At 39.0% G+C, this 16,750-nt stretch carries 13 protein-coding genes; 12 read left to right on the top strand and 1 reads right to left on the bottom strand.

The window, feature by feature from the left end:
• Window positions 1-35 precede the first annotated feature (35 nt).
• On the bottom strand, window positions 36-971 hold the full coding sequence (locus QUA74_RS24785; RefSeq protein WP_333334411.1) for an IS701 family transposase: 936 nt from the start codon (window positions 969-971) through the stop codon (window positions 36-38).
• Window positions 972-1,458: 487 nt separating this feature from the next.
• On the opposite strand from QUA74_RS24785, the gene QUA74_RS24790 reads away from it, so the two are divergent.
• The 12 genes from QUA74_RS24790 (at window position 1,459) to QUA74_RS24845 (ending at window position 16,736) form a co-directional block, all read left to right on the top strand.
• Window positions 1,459-2,553 carry a glycosyltransferase gene (locus QUA74_RS24790; RefSeq protein WP_333334413.1) on the top strand — a complete coding sequence of 365 codons (1,095 nt, stop codon included), beginning with the start codon at window positions 1,459-1,461 and terminating at the stop codon, window positions 2,551-2,553.
• 63 nt (window positions 2,554-2,616) lie between these two features.
• Window positions 2,617-4,827, top strand: a complete 2,211-nt coding sequence (locus tag QUA74_RS24795) for a polysaccharide biosynthesis tyrosine autokinase (RefSeq protein WP_333334415.1) — start codon at window positions 2,617-2,619, stop codon at window positions 4,825-4,827.
• A gap of 237 nt (window positions 4,828-5,064) precedes the next feature.
• Window positions 5,065-5,850 carry a heterocyst development glycosyltransferase HepC gene (gene hepC / locus QUA74_RS24800; protein ID WP_333334417.1) on the top strand — a complete coding sequence of 262 codons (786 nt, stop codon included), beginning with the start codon at window positions 5,065-5,067 and terminating at the stop codon, window positions 5,848-5,850.
• A gap of 257 nt (window positions 5,851-6,107) precedes the next feature.
• Window positions 6,108-7,022: an NAD(P)-dependent oxidoreductase gene (locus QUA74_RS24805; protein WP_333334419.1), complete on the top strand. Its 915-nt coding sequence runs from the start codon at window positions 6,108-6,110 to the stop codon at window positions 7,020-7,022.
• A gap of 74 nt (window positions 7,023-7,096) precedes the next feature.
• Window positions 7,097-8,374 (top strand): glycosyltransferase, encoded by a 1,278-nt coding sequence (locus QUA74_RS24810; protein ID WP_333334421.1) that lies wholly within the window; start codon window positions 7,097-7,099, stop codon window positions 8,372-8,374.
• A gap of 135 nt (window positions 8,375-8,509) precedes the next feature.
• Window positions 8,510-9,466, top strand: a complete 957-nt coding sequence (locus QUA74_RS24815; protein WP_333334423.1) for a decaprenyl-phosphate phosphoribosyltransferase — start codon at window positions 8,510-8,512, stop codon at window positions 9,464-9,466.
• A 33-nt stretch (window positions 9,467-9,499) separates the two neighbouring features.
• On the top strand, window positions 9,500-10,084 hold the full coding sequence (locus QUA74_RS24820) for a YqeG family HAD IIIA-type phosphatase (protein WP_333334425.1): 585 nt from the start codon (window positions 9,500-9,502) through the stop codon (window positions 10,082-10,084).
• A 64-nt stretch (window positions 10,085-10,148) separates the two neighbouring features.
• The gene (locus QUA74_RS24825) at window positions 10,149-10,487 is read left to right on the top strand and encodes an SMR family transporter (RefSeq protein WP_333334427.1); all 339 of its coding nucleotides are present in this window, start codon (window positions 10,149-10,151) and stop codon (window positions 10,485-10,487) included.
• 230 nt (window positions 10,488-10,717) lie between these two features.
• Window positions 10,718-12,265, top strand: a complete 1,548-nt coding sequence (locus tag QUA74_RS24830) for a glycosyltransferase family 39 protein (RefSeq protein ID WP_333334429.1) — start codon at window positions 10,718-10,720, stop codon at window positions 12,263-12,265.
• 128 nt (window positions 12,266-12,393) lie between these two features.
• Complete coding sequence (hepA, locus tag QUA74_RS24835) at window positions 12,394-14,229, top strand: heterocyst formation ABC transporter subunit HepA (protein ID WP_333334432.1); 1,836 nt, start codon at window positions 12,394-12,396, stop codon at window positions 14,227-14,229.
• 53 nt (window positions 14,230-14,282) lie between these two features.
• A complete protein-coding gene (locus tag QUA74_RS24840; protein WP_333334434.1) occupies window positions 14,283-15,395 on the top strand; it encodes an acyltransferase in 1,113 nt (370 codons plus the stop codon).
• 66 nt (window positions 15,396-15,461) lie between these two features.
• Window positions 15,462-16,736, top strand: coding sequence for a hypothetical protein (locus QUA74_RS24845; RefSeq protein WP_333334436.1), 1,275 nt, complete (start codon window positions 15,462-15,464; stop codon window positions 16,734-16,736).
• The last annotated feature ends 14 nt before the right edge of the window (window positions 16,737-16,750 follow it).

Raw genomic sequence — 16,750 nt, forward strand, 5'->3', positions numbered from 1 at the left:
CACGGCAATCGTTTGGGAGTTTATTGTTGCCGAATCTATCTTGCTTTACCTCTGCTTAAATATCTGCGGAATGCGGGATATAAACTCCCAACTTCTTTAGCTAAGACTCCCGGAATTTGTGTCATCACATACCAGGTTGAGTTTTGGGAAAAGGTCTCTATATCCGTTGTGATTTCCCAGTAACGCAATGCTTTCTTTTTTCCATAAATAATTTCTCGAATATAGCGGACTTCTCGGCTCCCATCGGAAAAGATCCGCTCAAATTTACACCCTTTATTAGCTCTCACCCTTTGCTCTGGAGGCAACCGCACACTGTGATTACTCCGAATTGCTACAGCGAACTGAAGGTTTAATCCTTGTAAACAGCGAATGAATGTACTCGTACTTTCTCCATACAAGCTATCAGCCACAACGCACTCTATTTCAAATCCCATCGCTTTTATTTCTTTAATCATCTGGCTGGCTATCTGGGGTTTGCTTAGGTAATTATCCTGTAGTTTAAGTCGTTCTTTAGGTTTATAAATTTCAAATATTAATGGGAAGGTTAACCCATCTACTAGACCATAGCTCACCACAGCCCCTATGCCATTGTCAATTTTTCCAAGTCCCCCTAAATATTGTCTAGCTACATAATCGGTAGCTTTTCCCTTCTTTGGATCTCCTGTTTCATCAATGATGATAATGATTTTTCTATCTTTAACAATTCTTAAAATTAATTCAAGCCTTTGCCTTCTCAAGGCTTGAGCCTCCCAGGGTGATTGGGTAAGAAAGTGATGCAGCCCTTGAGCATTTTCTAGCCCCATTATCTCTGCAATGGCTGGTAGTGTCTTACGTTTAATATCAGAAATTATACCCGCATAAAGGTGTGTAAAAGCTTCAAAGCTTCTGACTTCTGAAAACAGATTTCTGTAATACCGACAATACTCATCAATCAATTTCAAGGTTGAATCAGCTTGGCGAGGCTTAACCATAGACCCAGCTCAGATTTGAGAGATTTTGTGCTATTATACTCTGCTGAGAGTGACAGAAGAGGGATAGGTGCCAGTTGGGGGGTGCGGAATGTGGGTTAGATGGATCTGAAAAACTTCTGCGTAGGTGATTGCCGACACAGTAGTTGCCAGTAGGGGGTATCATACTGATCGTATAGGTAAGTAATCGGCTCCATGTACAAGGCAAGACACCAGTAATTCCGCCTAAGCGCAAGCGATGTAACCCTCGTGCTCACGATCAGGACTTTTATACAGCTCGTCAACAGAATTGAAAACTGATGATCCAACTGAAGCAGTATAGGGCGATTGAGATACGTTCGTCTAGCCTGTAACCACATTTCTCGATGCGATTTACCTTGGTGCTTCCGTTATCTGGTTGAATTGATGACGTACTTTAGGAACGGTGAAAGAAGAAGTATTGGCACAACGGCATTGTCGGTGTGGGATGCTATAAAATAGAGAGAGTAGTATGAAAATTGCACTAGTCCATGATTACTTGACACAACCCGGTGGGGCAGAGCGTGTATTTGAATTGCTGTGTAAACGCTACCCCAATGCTGATATTTTTACGTCTCTGTACGAACCTAAACGAACTATTGATCTAGGTGAACGTGAAGTTCGCACAACTGTACTTCAGAAGGTTCCAGGGGCAAGTAAGAATTTTAGGCTAATGGCTCCATTTTATTTTTCAGCCTTTCGAGCCTTGGATCTAAAAGACTACGATATGATTATCAGCAGTACCACGAGCTTTGCTAAAGCTGTGCGAAAAAGACCAGGAGCAATACATATTTGTTTCTGTCACAATGTCACCCGTTTTTTGTGGGATACCACAACTTATCTTCGAGACTATGCTACCTATCGAAATCTTTCGGGTATGCTAGAACCGATTTTTCAGCAGATGAGAAAAGCCGATTTAGATTCTGCTCAGGAGCCAGACTTTTACATTGCTAATTCCAGCACAGTTGCCAGTCGTATTCAGCAATTTTATGGAAAAAAATCAGTTGTTATTAACTATCCCATTGACATCAAAAAATTTATTTTCTCCAAAGATAAGGAGGACTTTTACTTGACCTCAGCTCGTCTTCTTGGTTACAAACGCATCGATGTGATTATTGAAGCATTCAATTGGCTGGGATGGCCATTATCGATCACGGGTGATGGCCCAGAGCGAGAGCGTCTTGAGTCTAGAGCTTTAAAAAATATTAAATTTTTAGGTCATGTCAGCGACACAGAACGCAGTCAGTTGATGTCTAAAGCTCGTGGTGTTATTGTTGCTGCCTTGGAAGACTATGGCTTAGTTCCAGTGGAAGCTAATGTTAGTGGAACGCCCGTAATTGCCTATGCTAAGGGTGGTGTATTAGATACTCAGATACCAGGTAAGACAGGGGTCTTTTTCAATCTACAGACACCTGAAGCTATTCACACAGCAGTAGTTGAGTCCAGTAAGATTGCATGGGAGTACGAAAAAATCCGAGACCATGCGATCGCTAACTTTTCCGAAGAAGCTTTCTTTGAAAAAGTAGAGGGTGTTATTGAGGAAGTTTGCGGTCGTCATCAGCCATAAATATATTTGGTTCAATAGGTTTACGATTGAGGCGTAGAAGTGATTGAAAACAATATAAACTCAATGGCTGAAACAGAAGCGGGCTATGGAGAACTGTTTGCAGTTCTAATCCGCCGACGCTTTTGGTTGCTAAGTGTTTTGTGTATTGTCTTGGCTGCTGCCACTGTAAAAGCCTTGAAGGAAAAGCCTACCTATACAAGCTCAATGCAGCTCCTGGTAGAATCTAATTATCAAGGCAAAAAAGACGGTAAAACAGGTAATCAATTTGCTGATTCTAATGTTGAGATAGACAATGCTACTCAGCTTAGTTTGATGCAAGGTTCTCAGCTCATCCAAAGGGCGGTGAAATTGCTTCGCCCTGAGTACCCAGGAATCGAGGTAGAGGAGATTAGAAAATCCTTAGCTGTCAATCAAGTGGCAGATGAGAAGGCAAAAACTCAGACTAAGATTTTTCAAGTAACTTACACGGCTAATAATCCGACTCAAACCCAGAAAGTCCTACAAGTAATGCAACGGGTTTATCTGGATTACAACCGAGAACAGCAGAGACTACGTTTAACTAAAGGTCTTGCCTTCATTGACGAACAATTACCCAAGGTTCGCAAGAACGTTGCTCAAGTTGAGGCTACCTTAGAAGAGTTTCGCAAAAATCAAAATCTGATTGAGCCAGAAGTACAAGCAAAAGCTCTGACTGAGGCAATTAACAACATTCAGCAGGAGCGACGGACAAACCAAGCGACTAGAAGGGAGCTTCAGGCTCAATACGACTCTTTACAGCAGCAACTTGCCCGTTCTCCGCAGGAAGCGCTCGTTGCGGCACGGCTAAGTCAGTCTTCTCGTTATCAAGCCTTACTCAATGAAATCCAAAAGACAGATCTAGCCATCGCCCAGCAACGGATACGCTTCACTGACCAAAACCCAGTTATTCAAAAGCTACTCTCGGAGCGCAACAAGCAACTAAGTCTCTTGCAAGCAGAAGGGCAACGTGCTACACCAGAAGTTTCTGCTCAGATCCCGGATACGGGAGAAAGACTTTTGAAAGAAAGGCAACTCGGTGCAACTGACTTAATTATCGCGACGAAGCTTCTGGACATTCAGACAAACTTAAAGGGCCTAACGGCACGCGACGAAGCACTGGCAAACAAAGAGCAGCAGCTCCGTGTAGAACTCGATCGATTTCCTAATCTATTGGCTAAGTACACTCGTTTACAAACAGACATACAACTCAAGCGTGAAACTTTTCAACAGTTAGAGAAAGCACGGCAGGACTTAAGCTTGGAAATTGCCAGAGGTGGATTTGATTGGCAAGTTGTTGAAGTACCGCAACCCGGTAGAAAGAGTAGTTCCAAAAAACAGCAAAACATTATGCTGGGTGTCGTGGTTGGATTGTTCTTGGGTGTTGCTGCGGCTTTTGTTCGCGATATATTGGATGATTCTGTTCATAGCTCGGATCAGTTAACAAAACTGGTTCGCCTACCTCTACTAGGAATGACTCCACAGCTACCGCAGAACAAGAAGAACAAACCAATCATCAAGCTACCTTTCGGCAAGCGGCAAACTTCCGCCGCTTGGGCAAGCGAACCAATCATTAAGCTACCTTTCGGCAAGCCGGAAAATATGGCTCCTTGCACGATTGAAGTAATTCATAGTCCACCTGCTTGGGAATCCTTTGACCGAATTTATAAGAACATTCAACTTCAAAATTCTGGTTCGACTTTCAGTCCTTTAGTAATTACTTCAGCATTGGATGGTGAGGGAAAATCAACAATCGCATTAGGTTTGGCAATTAGTGCTGCGCGTCTACATCAACGGGTACTGCTAATTGATGCTGATTTCCGTCAGCCGATGCTGCATAAACAGCTCAATCTCCCTAATGAGTATGGGCTTTCTACTCTGCTGGAAAGTAACGGTACAGTGTCCATACGCAGTTATATTCCATCATCAGACTTATATATTGATATTTTGACTTCTGGGTCAATACCCGAAGATCCCGTAAATCTGTTAAGTTCTCCTCAAATGCAGAGATTAATGGCAGGGTTTGAGCAGAGTTATGATTTAGTTCTGCTGAATGCACCTCCTGTTTTAGGGATCGTAGATGCTCTGCTGGTTGCATCCTGTTGCCGGGGGGTAGTGTTGGTGGCACGTATTGACCTGGTAACAAAAACTGCACTTACTGAGACTAGAGCCATGCTGAACAAGTTAAATACGATCGGACTGATCGCGAATGGGGGTATTAGTCTCAAAAAGGGCAACATACCCAGTGTCAAGTCATAAAAACGTTCTAATTCATAGATTCTGTAATTTGTCAAGATGCAAATTCTATGTTGTTGAAAAAAATATAAAACATCAAAGTATTGTAAAACTTTCTTAAAGATATGGACTTGCGCTTGAGTTCGGCTAAAATAATAATATAATTCTACTTAAGTAATCCGTGTAGGAAAATTTTGAAGCATTAAGTAATTTTACTTACACACAATAATTTAGTAACATTAGCGTCAAGTAATAAAAACCATGACCATTTCAGCAGTGTCCAATTTAAATATCTATTCCTCTGTAGAGCCACAGCATTCAAGCCATTACTTACCTCACTGCATTCTGAAGTGGCGACAGGGACAGTTATTCGTCAGTCTCGGACAACAGACCAAACAGCCTTATATCTCCGCGTTTGAGACAGAGCAACAACTAATAGAATGCTTGAAACAATCTCCAGTACGGCTGGTTCGCCTCCATCCAACCCTCGGTGAGGTAACACTGAAGCTCTGGGCAGATGCCTGCGAGCAAGCGAACAAACCCGTGTTTCTACGGAGGAGTATTCAAAAAAAATTTCAAAAGCAAAGCCAACTTAGTCCCCAGCCCAAACAATGGATGGACTCAATTGCCGCCTTTCTTTTGCTTTTATTGTTCAGTCCGATTATACTGGCGGCAGCTATATCGATCTACCTCTATTCACTAAAGCCGATTTTCCCTCAGCAATGGTACATTGGCAGAGGAGGCAAGTTCTTCCGCCTTCTCAAGTTTCCCACGATAGTAGCTAATGACGATTCTCGTGCTACACCTTTAATTCGTTGGATGTGTAAGTACAATGTGGATAAGTTACCGCAGTTGTTCAATGTGCTACGGGGTGACATTAGCTTGAGGGATTCATTCTCTCCTTTGACGATATCGAAGGCAGTAAAACTCAGCTTGGAAAGTGAACAATACGTGATTGCATTATTGGAAAGTGCAGAAGCTCAAATTCAGGGAAACAATTCAAATGAGGTTGATTTGGTTGTGATAAACACTGAAGCTTCAATTTAAAAAGCTTCTGCGCTTCATTCCAAGTTTATGGAAGCAATCGAGGGCTAAGGCCATGCTTCTCTAACGCACCTACAAAAATCAATAGTTTTCGGGGAATCTTGATTCTGTCTTGGAAATTACAACCCAAATTCTGCACGCACCTCATAAACTTAGGGGGAACACACTCTAACTACCCATAAAGATAACGATTAATGATGACCTAAAGTCCATATATAGCCCGTAAAAACTCCAACTCTTGAAGCGTAAACAGGTGGAAAATGAAAAAAATTCTAGTGACTGGTGGAGCAGGTTTTATAGGTTCGGCAACAATCACTGAACTTCAAAAGCATGGTCATGATATTTATGTTATTGATGACTTATCCTTTGGAAATAGAGATTTTTTGACAATTCCTGATACGTATTTTCATAAGCTTGATATTTTGAACGAAGATGGCTTAACCGAAGTTATTCATAAAATCGATCCAGATTGGATTATTCATCTGGCTGCCATACACTTTATTCCCTACTGCAATCAACATCCTTTCAAGTCGAGTAACATTAACATACAAGGGACTCTCAACGTATTAAGCGCTGCAAAAAGCTTAAAAAATTTAGACAAGATGTTTTTTGCTTCGACAGCAGCAGTTTATCCAATTTGTGACCATGCTATCCCAGAAACTCAGCAAACGAACCCTCTAGATATTTATGGGTTATCTAAACTAGCTGGCGAACATTTGATGAATGAATTTCACCTACAAACATCTATCCCTACAATAATTTGCAGGTTTTTCAATGCGTTTGGTCCTAATGAGACTAATTTGCACTTGATTCCTGAAATTCAAAGGCAAGTTAATTCTGGTCTAAGAACTATTGAGCTGGGCAATCTCGAACCAAAACGAGATTTTATCCATACGTATGATATGGCAAGAGCCATTTTTATGCTGCTTGATAAGTTTGATACTGGAATTGATGTATTTAACTTAGGGAGAGGTGAAGAATATTCGGTAATAGATGTAGTAAAAGAATTTGAGAACCAACTAGGAGAAGAAATTACGATCGAAGTGGATCAGTCGAGAGTGAGAAAAGTAGAGCGAATGCATTTACTAGCTGACATCTCTAAACTTAAAGCCTTTATGAACTGGGAACCTGAAATTAGTCTTAGCGAGGGGATTAAAACTTTACTTAATCACTAATATAATTTATTAGAAATAAATTATATTGCTGATTTAATTGAAATTCAAAATCAAACGTGATGGAGGTAAACCCAATGAGTCAAGCGAAGAAAAAGATTTTGTTTCACTTACCCACTCTAATCGATCCCCGCAATTATAACGGAAGACAGGGTAGAATTTTAGGGGTTTTAAAATATTTTAGGGATCGAAAAGAGTTTTTTGAAGTGCATGGTGTAGGTGGCAATGAATTTGGATTTCCTCAATGGAGTTCGGAACAAAGAAAAGAAATATTAAATTTTATAGATAACGTATTTATATACGAAGGTGAGCGTAACTTATGTGACTTCGTATATACTCGAAGCCAAAGCTTCTATTATCAAAAATTATTACGGCAACAATTACCTGTCGATTCTGATTACTTGGCTCCTCCAGGTTATGTTGAATTTGTTCGGAATTTAGTCGCTCAAAATAAATACAATTTTATTTGGATTAATGTTCTGGACTATGCTCATTTAGCCGCAAAAAGCAAATTGGGGGTTCATAGTATAATTGACCTGCATGATATTACCTCCAATTTCCGCCTGGTTAGGAAAAATATCTCTTATTCTAAAGGATTGAAATTCGACTATGAGTCCAATTTGGATTGGGAGATTAAACTAATTAATAAATTCGATCGGGTGATTATTGATGCTCAGGATGAGAGGACAATTCTTAGCTCACATCTCCCGTCCGAAAAGTTATGCTTAGTTCCCACTTTAATTGAAGGGTTGAGTTATGAGTCAAATATAGTTCCTTATCAAGGCAGAGAGTTTAAGTACGATCTGCTGTTTGTTGGTTCTAATAATCAACCGAATAAGGAGGGTCTAACTTTTTTCCTTAATTCAGTTTTCCCTGAGATTGTTCGACGTAAACCTGATACTCTGCTGATAATTGCTGGTCAGATAATCCAAGATATTCAAGTTGATGCCTCTTTCAAAGAAAATGTTGATTGCTTGGGATACGTTCCGGATTTAGCAGAGATTTACTTCAAATCGAGAGTGGCAATTTGTCCTTTAATAACTGGGGCTGGTACTAAATTTAAGCTTGTAGAAGCAATGGCTTATGCAATGCCGATCGTTGCTACTAAAATTTCTGCTTCTGCACTCAGCTTGATAGATGGGGTAAATGCCTTTGTTACAGATGATCCAAGGGTCTATGCTAAACAAATCCTCTGCTTACTTAATGAACCAGAATTAGCTCAAAAAATTTCCCAAGAGGTTGCTATAACCTTTAAGAACGAACACTCAAGTTCAGCGGTATACTCAAAACTTGATGAGATATTGGGTATATCCCCGTCTCAATCAGAATGCAATGCTGGGAATTTGAAGTTGTGATGATTTTATTCAACTTTCTCTACAGATTTAGCAAACATCTCATTCTGGAGCAAATAAATGTAACCCGAACTATTGACTTATCTGTTAGTTTATCGCTATCTATCATACTGTTAGACAAAGAAATTCCAAAAGAGTATGTATACAAAAAATCATGTTTTATCCTCACCAGGAAAAATAGCCTACTTTAAGGCTTTGCGTCCAAGACAATGGACAAAAAATCTAATTGTCTTTGCTGCACCTCTGTTTGCCTTTAGCATCAATTTACAATCACTACTAGGTAGCCTGTTGGCTTTTGCATTATTTTGTGGAGCGTCTAGTAGTTTCTATTTAATTAATGATCTTGTCGATGTCGAAGCCGATCGTCAACATCCTGTCAAAAGTCAGCGACCGATCGCCTCTGGATTAGTTAGTATTCCCGTCGCGACAGGAATGGCCGTTTTGCTATTAGGTAGCGTTTTGACTCTTAGCTGGTTAAGGAATCCTCAGTTAGGTGCAAGCATTACGGCTTATGCCTTATTGCAGGTTGCTTATAATCTGAGACTTAAACGGATAGTGATTTTGGACATTGGTGCAATCGCCACCGGATTTGTTCTCAGAGCCCTCGGTGGTGCTGCTGCTACAGGTGTAGTTTTATCATCTTGGTTTCTACTCTGCACAGCAATGCTGGCATTGTTTTTGGGGATTGAGAAGCGCAAAGCAGAACTGCGATTGACACAACTCAAAGGTAGCAAACCTCGTTCCGTCCTCAAACGCTACTCCTTACCAATGTTGACTCGGATGGAAAACGTTGTTACTTCTAGTACAGTTGTAACCTATGCGCTTTGGAGTTCAGGCCCCTATATGCGTGGAGCATCCACTTCTTGGATGCTACTGACATTGCCATTTTTACTATATGGCATTTTTCGCTATCAACTACTAAGCGATCCCCAGGAAATTTCTATCAATAGTGATAGTAAGATTGAGCAAGGAGGAAGCAGTGAAAGACCTGAAGAAGTTTTATTAAAAGACGTACCAATACTACTCACGGTCATCGGTTGGGTGTTCACCTGCTTTACGATTTTGTGGCTAAAAAATCAAGCACTAATCGACTAAAAGTTTCAATACCAAAATTTGAGGAATAGGCAAATGGGAAATTTAAAGAATTGGTTGCTCAAGTTACGCCAGATAGGAATCAAAAGAAAACTTCATACATTGGCACACGGAGCCGATGGGGTAGCTCAAATCGAGATTGAATGCTTGAGGGAATCTGGCATTAAAGGAATCATTCTCGATCTAGACAACACGATCATCTCTGAAGACGATCTGTATTTATCTCCTGGTGCAGAAGAATGGATTACACAAACAAAATTGGCAGGCTTCCAATTTTTTATTCTCTCCAATGGGAAACGAAGCTATAGAGTCAAATATTGGTCTCATCGTTTGAATATTCAGGCTATTAGTCCAGCCAAGAAACCTTTTCCTTTCGCATTTTACCAGGCGATTGCTTATATGAAAGTTAACCCTAAACAAGTAGTGGTTATAGGTGATAGCTTACATACTGATGTTGTAGGAGCATGGCTTTCTGGGTGTTGGTGTATCCAAGTTGCAACACTGCCCCATCCACCTAGATGGTGGGAAAAAATTGCCGGAGAATGGATACAAAAATCTTATCCAGACATTAATAATCTTGGAAAATTTGATGCTGTTTTTGAATATCAAAGCTTTTTGTAGAATATAATTTATATCAAACAAACACCATCAAAGTCATTTAGTCATAAAAGAGGGAATTCTGGCTATGTATAATCAATTCGTTTTTGGCTTGCTAATTTTTATCGCAGTCTGTCTAAATACAATTGCTCAAACTCTTTTAAAACTAGGAGCCGGCCAAAATCCATTAAACCTATATTTACTAGGGGGAATTTGTAGTTACGGCTTAAGCACAATTTTTTATATAATAGTTTTAGGAAAAATGAATTTATCTGTCGTCTATCCAATAGTTATAGGTTTAACAGTTGTGTTGACAACAATAGCTGGAAATGTGATTTTGCGGGAGAAAGTTTTATATGTTCAATGGATAGGAATCGGTTTAGTGTTAAGTGGTATTTGTGCGATCGCTGTTGTAAAAAATAGATAGGCAGCCTAATGGTTAGATACTTGCGAATCAAAAAAAATGTTACCAACATTCTAATAAGACTCACTTACAAACACAACTGACTTATGCTAAGTTGATAGGCGTTCCGGAATGAAAGCATGATTTATTCTACAGATTTCATATCCCAATTCAGCAACGGCATTTACTAATCTATTTGAATTCTGAACAATTCAGCCATCATGATATATAAAATCAAATCCTTAATCAATTCTTTGTCCGGACCCAAAACTTTATGCCTGGTATTGCTACTATTAGGTATATTTTTTAGGTTTGTCAATCTTGACCAAAAAATTTACTGGCGTGATGAAGCACTTACTTCATTACAAATCTCTGGTTATACCCAAAAAGAATTCATTCAACAGGCGTTCAATGGGCAAATTATTACTCCTGAAGATTTACAGAAGTATCAGCGTATTGGTCCAGAAAAATCGCTAACAGATACTATTAATGCTTTTGCAACGGAGACCCCGGAACATCCACCTCTTTATTACATAATGCTACGGTTATGGACGCAGACTTTCGGTAATTCTGTGGCAATCATGAGAAGCCTATCTGCTTTGATAAGTTTGCTGGCATTTCCCTGCATTTACTGGCTATGTATGGAACTATTTGACTCTTCTATTGTAGGATGGATGGCTGTTGGGTTGATAGCGGTATCACCATTTCACGTACAATACGCCCAGCAAGCACGAGAGTACAGTTTTTGGACAGTAACAACCTTACTATCAAGTGCTGTATTGTTACGAGCAATACGGGTCAAAACTAGAGTTAGCTGGGCAATTTATGCAGCGACGCTCGCGATCGGACTATATTGTTTCTCTTTCTTTGTATTTGTTGCAATTGCACATGGTTTGTATATTTTAATAACTTCCAATTTTCGATTTACCAAGACACTGATTTCTTATTTGGCAGCATCGCTCGTAGGATTTATAACTTTTATACCTTGGATTTGGACTACTATCTATCACTTACCTGAAGTAAATCGCTCAATGGAATGGACTAATGAAAAAGCAACTTTATTAGACTTGTTGAAAATGTGGTTCAGTAATATAAGATTAATCTTTTTCGATTTAGAGATTCCTAAAATACCATTTTTTAGTTTATTCTATTCATTAGTTTTATGTATTTCTCTGTTGATTGGCTATTCAATTTATTTTCTATGTCGTCGCACCCAAAAACAGGTTTGGCTATTTGTGTTAATATTAATCATTTCTAATTCTTTACCTTTAATGTTACCCGATGTAATTTTAGGGGGAACCAGGTCAACAACTGCTCGATATTGGATTCCTTGCTATTTAGCCATTCACCTATCTATCGCTTACCTTTTTGCTACTAAAATTTCATCGGTAGAAATTTCCCAACCCAGACATTTTTGGAAAATAATCATAGCTATTGTAATTTCAGGTCAAGTTTTAGCCTGTGCGGTAAATGCTAACAAAAAAGTGTCTATAAGTAATCCATCTCAGAATGATAAAGTAAGTCAGGTTATCAATCAAACTAATTACCCGCTTGTGGTGAGTAGTAATTATAAATATAACCCTACTGAATTATTATCTTTGAGTTATTTACTTGATTCAAAGGTGCGACTTCAGTTAGTCAAGAGCTCTGATTTGCCCGATCTTCCTAATAAATTTAGTGATGTGTTTGTTTACAGCCCTTTCGGCTTACCTCCACTATGGCAAGATGAATTACCAAAAAAATATAACCTAGATCCTGTTCGGGAGTTAATAAAATTGTGGAAGTTAACAAAAATAAATTGAAATCGGGAGCAATTAGAGGAGTGTCTGTCAGTTGAGAATTTAAAAATTTTATCACTATTTCTAGATTTGTCCAAAATTTATGGTATAAAATAGCTATATAACTTATTGATTAATATCACTCAAAAAATATGCACCTAAAAATTCCTACTTCAGTTAATGGTCTGATAAAAAATACAAAGTTTTGGCAGAATAATTACCTGTTCCTGCGAGAATTTAAATACTTTCCTAAAGTTGTAATCTTAGCTCTAGTATTTTCATTTATGGCAGCGACTTTTGAAGGGGTTGGTATTGGGTTTCTGCTTTCCTTTTTACAAAGCTTGACGAATCCTGATGCAGCACCGATTAAGACAGGAATCGGCTGGTTTGATGTTTGGGTTTTGGGAGTCAATACATCTGCTACAAGCCGGTTCTACCGAATATCAGCTTTAATATGGCTGAGTACCTGGACGCGCGCATTATTTAACTATTTGGCGCAGACTTATACGGAAAATTGTCAACTTAATTTGATGGATAGGCTCCGCAAACAGATTTTTGAACAACTTCAAGCTGTAAATCTGAGTTACTTTGCGACGACAAAATCAGGAGAATTGATTAATACAATTACCTCGGAAATAGAAAAATTCAAGAACATTTTTAATGGCAGTGCTTTCTTGTTCACTAGGGGGCTAACCATCGCCATTTACCTGATGTCAATGATTTTGATTTCGTGGCAGTTGTCACTCATTTCCATAATGCTCTTCACTCTTATGGCTGTAGGCTTGTCCACGTTGAATAAGCGAGTCCGTGAAAGAAGTTTTGAAATATCAACAGCTAATGGACAATTTACCACAACAGCTATAGAATTTATTAATGGAATTCGGACAATTCAGTCATTTGCTACTCAGGATTTTGAGCGAAAGCGTTATTACAAAGCTAGTGAAGATTTTGTCAGCGCCTCTGTCAGAATTATCCGGCTTTGGGCAATGGTAAAGCCCATTGCGGAAGGGATAGCAACTACGATTTTAATTGGTATGATTCTTGTAGCGTTCACTGGTGTTTTAACGAATGGTCCCCTGAAAGTAGCTTCATTACTAACGTTTCTATTTATCCTGGTGCGTTTAGTTCCAATTATCCAAGATGTGAATGGAACTAGAGCAGTTCTTAGTAGTTTGCACGGCTCTGCTGAGAATATCAAAGAGCTTTTGAGAACGGATAATAAAACATATTTTAAAAATGGTTCAATTGAATTTTTAGGCTTAAAGCACTCCATTGAGTTTATCGGTGTAGATTTTGGCTACGATACTAATGATTTAGTTCTCCAAAACATCACGCTATCCATTGAACGAGGAAGGATGACAGCGCTGGTAGGAGCTTCCGGTGCTGGCAAAACAACTTTGGCTGACCTGATTCCTCGATTCTACGATCCAACACAAGGGAATGTGCTGATTGATGGAATCGATCTACGACAGTTTGAGATCAACTCTCTGCGACAGAAGCTGGCTATAGTAAGTCAGGATACTTTCATTTTTAATACTTCGGTTCGCAACAATATTGTTTATGGAAAAGAAGGCGCAACAGAACAGGAAATTCAAGAAGCAGCTCGACTCGCCCATGCTCTAGAATTTATTCAAGATATGCCTGAAGGATTTGAGACTCAACTCGGAGATAGGGGGGTACGATTGTCGGGCGGTCAACGCCAACGGATTGCGATCGCTCGTGCTTTGTTACGCAATCCAGAAATTTTAATTTTGGACGAAGCAACCAGTGCTTTAGACTCTGTATCAGAGCGATTGATTCAGGAGTCTATAGAAAAGCTTTCTGTAGGTCGTACCGTAATTGCGATCGCGCATCGTCTATCAACTATTATGCGAGCCGACAAAGTTATTGTACTCGAGCAGGGAGAAATCGTAGAGCAAGGAACCTATAATGAATTACTGGCGCTACGCGGCAAACTTTGGGATTATCACCAGATGCAAAATCAATGAGGTGATACAGAAGGACAGAAAAAATTCAACCACTTTTACAAAGGAATAAAGATATGAGTGCAACTCAAAACCTTTCAAAAACTAGAAATCCAGGTTACATGATTCAGTTAGATGCCCTTAGAGGAATAGCTGTATTTGCTGTAATGCTTGAACACTTTGTAACAAGCAATGTTCCGGGTTCTATTCTCTCTTATTTGAAACCAATTCTCCATTGGGGTACATCAGCAATTACACTTTTTTTTGTACTTAGTGGTTTCTTAATAACTGGTATTCTCCTCCGGTGTAGAGATATCATCAAATCAAATAATCAAAGTATCGGATTTACACTTAAAAGATTTTATATCCGGCGTTTTCTCCGGATATCTCCTATTTACTATTTAGCCCTTGCTGTCACTGCTATTGGCTTCAAGCAAGTTAGAAGTGTCTTTTTTTGGCACTTGACTTATACAACCAACATTATGGTTTTAATCAGAGGTGAATGGGATGATACTTCAAGCCACTTTTGGACATTAGCGATGGAGGAACAATTTTATCTAATTTGGCCGTTTGTTATGCTCTTTTTGCCTAAAAAACATTTGTTAAAAGCTATTTTTATAACCATTGGCTTGGGAGTAGTATCTAAGTTTATATGCTATGGATTTAACTTCAATGAAGTCCAGATTCTTGTTTTCCCTCTTGCATCTATGGATTCACTGGCACTAGGTGCTTTACTCGCATTCTACAAACATAACCACGAGCAGTTTAAGCAAAATCAGCAGATTTTATGTAATTTAGGATTATGGGTTTGCTTGCCATTACTTATTTTGTTGAATAATATAGCGCTATTTAATATGCTGGTTAGACCAACCGTTTTGGCAATTTTCTATATATGGTTAATCAGTCGGGCATCGGAAGGCTTTAGCGGTCTTCCTGGAAAGATTTTGGAACTGAAACCTCTTGTATTTCTGGGCAAAATTAGTTATGGAGTCTATCTTTACCATGTATTCCTAAATCCAACCTTTGCGAAAGCCTATGAGTTGAATTTATTTTCTCAAATTCCGCTACCGCTTGAGGTTTTATTGAAAATGATAATTACACTGGGGATCGCAATACCATCTTGGCTATTGTTTGAAAAACCGATTAATAACTTAAAACGCCACTTTAGTTATAAAAAAAATATTATCTAGCAATTCCGTGGCTAAAAATACTCTGACACTCTACGAAAAAGCCCTTTCTCAAAAGCGAGGAGAACAATGAAATCCCTATCCCCATCTCAGCTATTTCATAAATATCAAGCAGATGTTTGGTTAGTATTCAGCCTAATATTATTCACTGGTTGCACTTCTTTTGCCGCAGCACAGTTAGTTAATCCTATAGTCCTGAAGGTTGAAGATGTTTGGTTTGATGCGGATATTTATAACAGCTTTTCCCGAATGACTGACCAAACTAGCGGTCATTCTAAATATTATAATCATCCTCTATATCCATTGTTGTGTTTGTTACCAATATTAAAAATCATAACTATCTTTAATCTAGAACCTGTTAAAGGTGTTATAGCCCTTATTTCCGTAGTTTCCGGGCTGGTCATTGGAACAATTTTCATCCTCTTCAGGTTGCTAGGCTACCAGAAAATTGATGCAGCAATTTTTAGTATTTTGACAGCCATAACCGCATCTGCCAGATTTTGGTTTGTTGTGCCAGAATCATTCTTATTTGGAGGAGAAACTATTTTGCTCGTGTACTGCCTTGTTACAGTAGCTGGTTATCGTCAACTTTCCCCTTACTGGTATATGGCTGGGAATGTTTTAACCGTAGGTATAACAATCACAAATTTAATGGCAGGAATCATAGCGACTATTTCAGGAAATCGATGGAAACAATGTTTGAAAATTTTCGCCGGATCACTGGTTGTTTTCATCTTGTTAGCTATTATCAGTAAATTTTTACTTCCAACGGCCCCATTAAGAGTAATTTTTACTCCCAGAGGGATAGAAGAGCAAGCAAGTTTTTTATACTTGCCTTCAAATATTTATATGTTGCTAGAGAGATATAGTGTTTTCCTCTTCCATCCCATTGTGATGCCATCTATTCAGATCGTTAATAGTCCTTGGACTACATCTGGAACTCAAATAATGAGTATTCACGCATCAACTCTAGGCTCAGGTGGCTGGTGGGGGAAATTTGCAACTGTTACTTGGGGAGGGTTATTGGCACTAGGATTGTATGCACTTTTTTCCGTAAAGCAACATCCTCAATTAAGATTCACTCTTGGGTTGACGCTACTCGGACAGCTATTACTTCATACTATTCATGGTTTTGAAATATTTCTATATTCATTGCATTATGTTCCTTCCTTAGTAATATTAGTGAGTCTCGGTGTCCTCACAAAAATGCGACCTGTGGTGCTTGGATTAGCATTGATTCTAGTGGTGACAGCGGGAATTAATAATGCACTTCAATTCTCCAATGCGATCGATATCCTTCAAAATGCTCAGATTATTAGTCCAGAAAAAGTTCTATTACGTTAACTAACTTAATCTTT

It is taken from the genome of Microcoleus sp. LAD1_D3, assembly GCF_036702135.1.
Lineage (GTDB): Bacteria > Cyanobacteriota > Cyanobacteriia > Cyanobacteriales > Microcoleaceae > Microcoleus.

Excerpts from the sequence above, each read along its gene's own strand:
- QUA74_RS24785 (WP_333334411.1), bottom strand. The coding sequence starts at position 971 with ATGGTTAAGCCTCGCCAAGCTGATTCAACCTTGAAATTGATTGATGAG.
- QUA74_RS24790 (WP_333334413.1), top strand. The coding sequence starts at position 1,459 with ATGAAAATTGCACTAGTCCATGATTACTTGACACAACCCGGTGGGGCA.
- QUA74_RS24795 (WP_333334415.1), top strand. The coding sequence starts at position 2,617 with ATGGCTGAAACAGAAGCGGGCTATGGAGAACTGTTTGCAGTTCTAATC.
- hepC (WP_333334417.1), top strand. The coding sequence starts at position 5,065 with ATGACCATTTCAGCAGTGTCCAATTTAAATATCTATTCCTCTGTAGAG.
- QUA74_RS24805 (WP_333334419.1), top strand. The coding sequence starts at position 6,108 with ATGAAAAAAATTCTAGTGACTGGTGGAGCAGGTTTTATAGGTTCGGCA.
- QUA74_RS24810 (WP_333334421.1), top strand. The coding sequence starts at position 7,097 with ATGAGTCAAGCGAAGAAAAAGATTTTGTTTCACTTACCCACTCTAATC.
- QUA74_RS24815 (WP_333334423.1), top strand. The coding sequence starts at position 8,510 with ATGTATACAAAAAATCATGTTTTATCCTCACCAGGAAAAATAGCCTAC.
- QUA74_RS24820 (WP_333334425.1), top strand. The coding sequence starts at position 9,500 with ATGGGAAATTTAAAGAATTGGTTGCTCAAGTTACGCCAGATAGGAATC.
- QUA74_RS24825 (WP_333334427.1), top strand. The coding sequence starts at position 10,149 with ATGTATAATCAATTCGTTTTTGGCTTGCTAATTTTTATCGCAGTCTGT.
- hepA (WP_333334432.1), top strand. The coding sequence starts at position 12,394 with ATGCACCTAAAAATTCCTACTTCAGTTAATGGTCTGATAAAAAATACA.
- QUA74_RS24840 (WP_333334434.1), top strand. The coding sequence starts at position 14,283 with ATGAGTGCAACTCAAAACCTTTCAAAAACTAGAAATCCAGGTTACATG.
- QUA74_RS24845 (WP_333334436.1), top strand. The coding sequence starts at position 15,462 with ATGAAATCCCTATCCCCATCTCAGCTATTTCATAAATATCAAGCAGAT.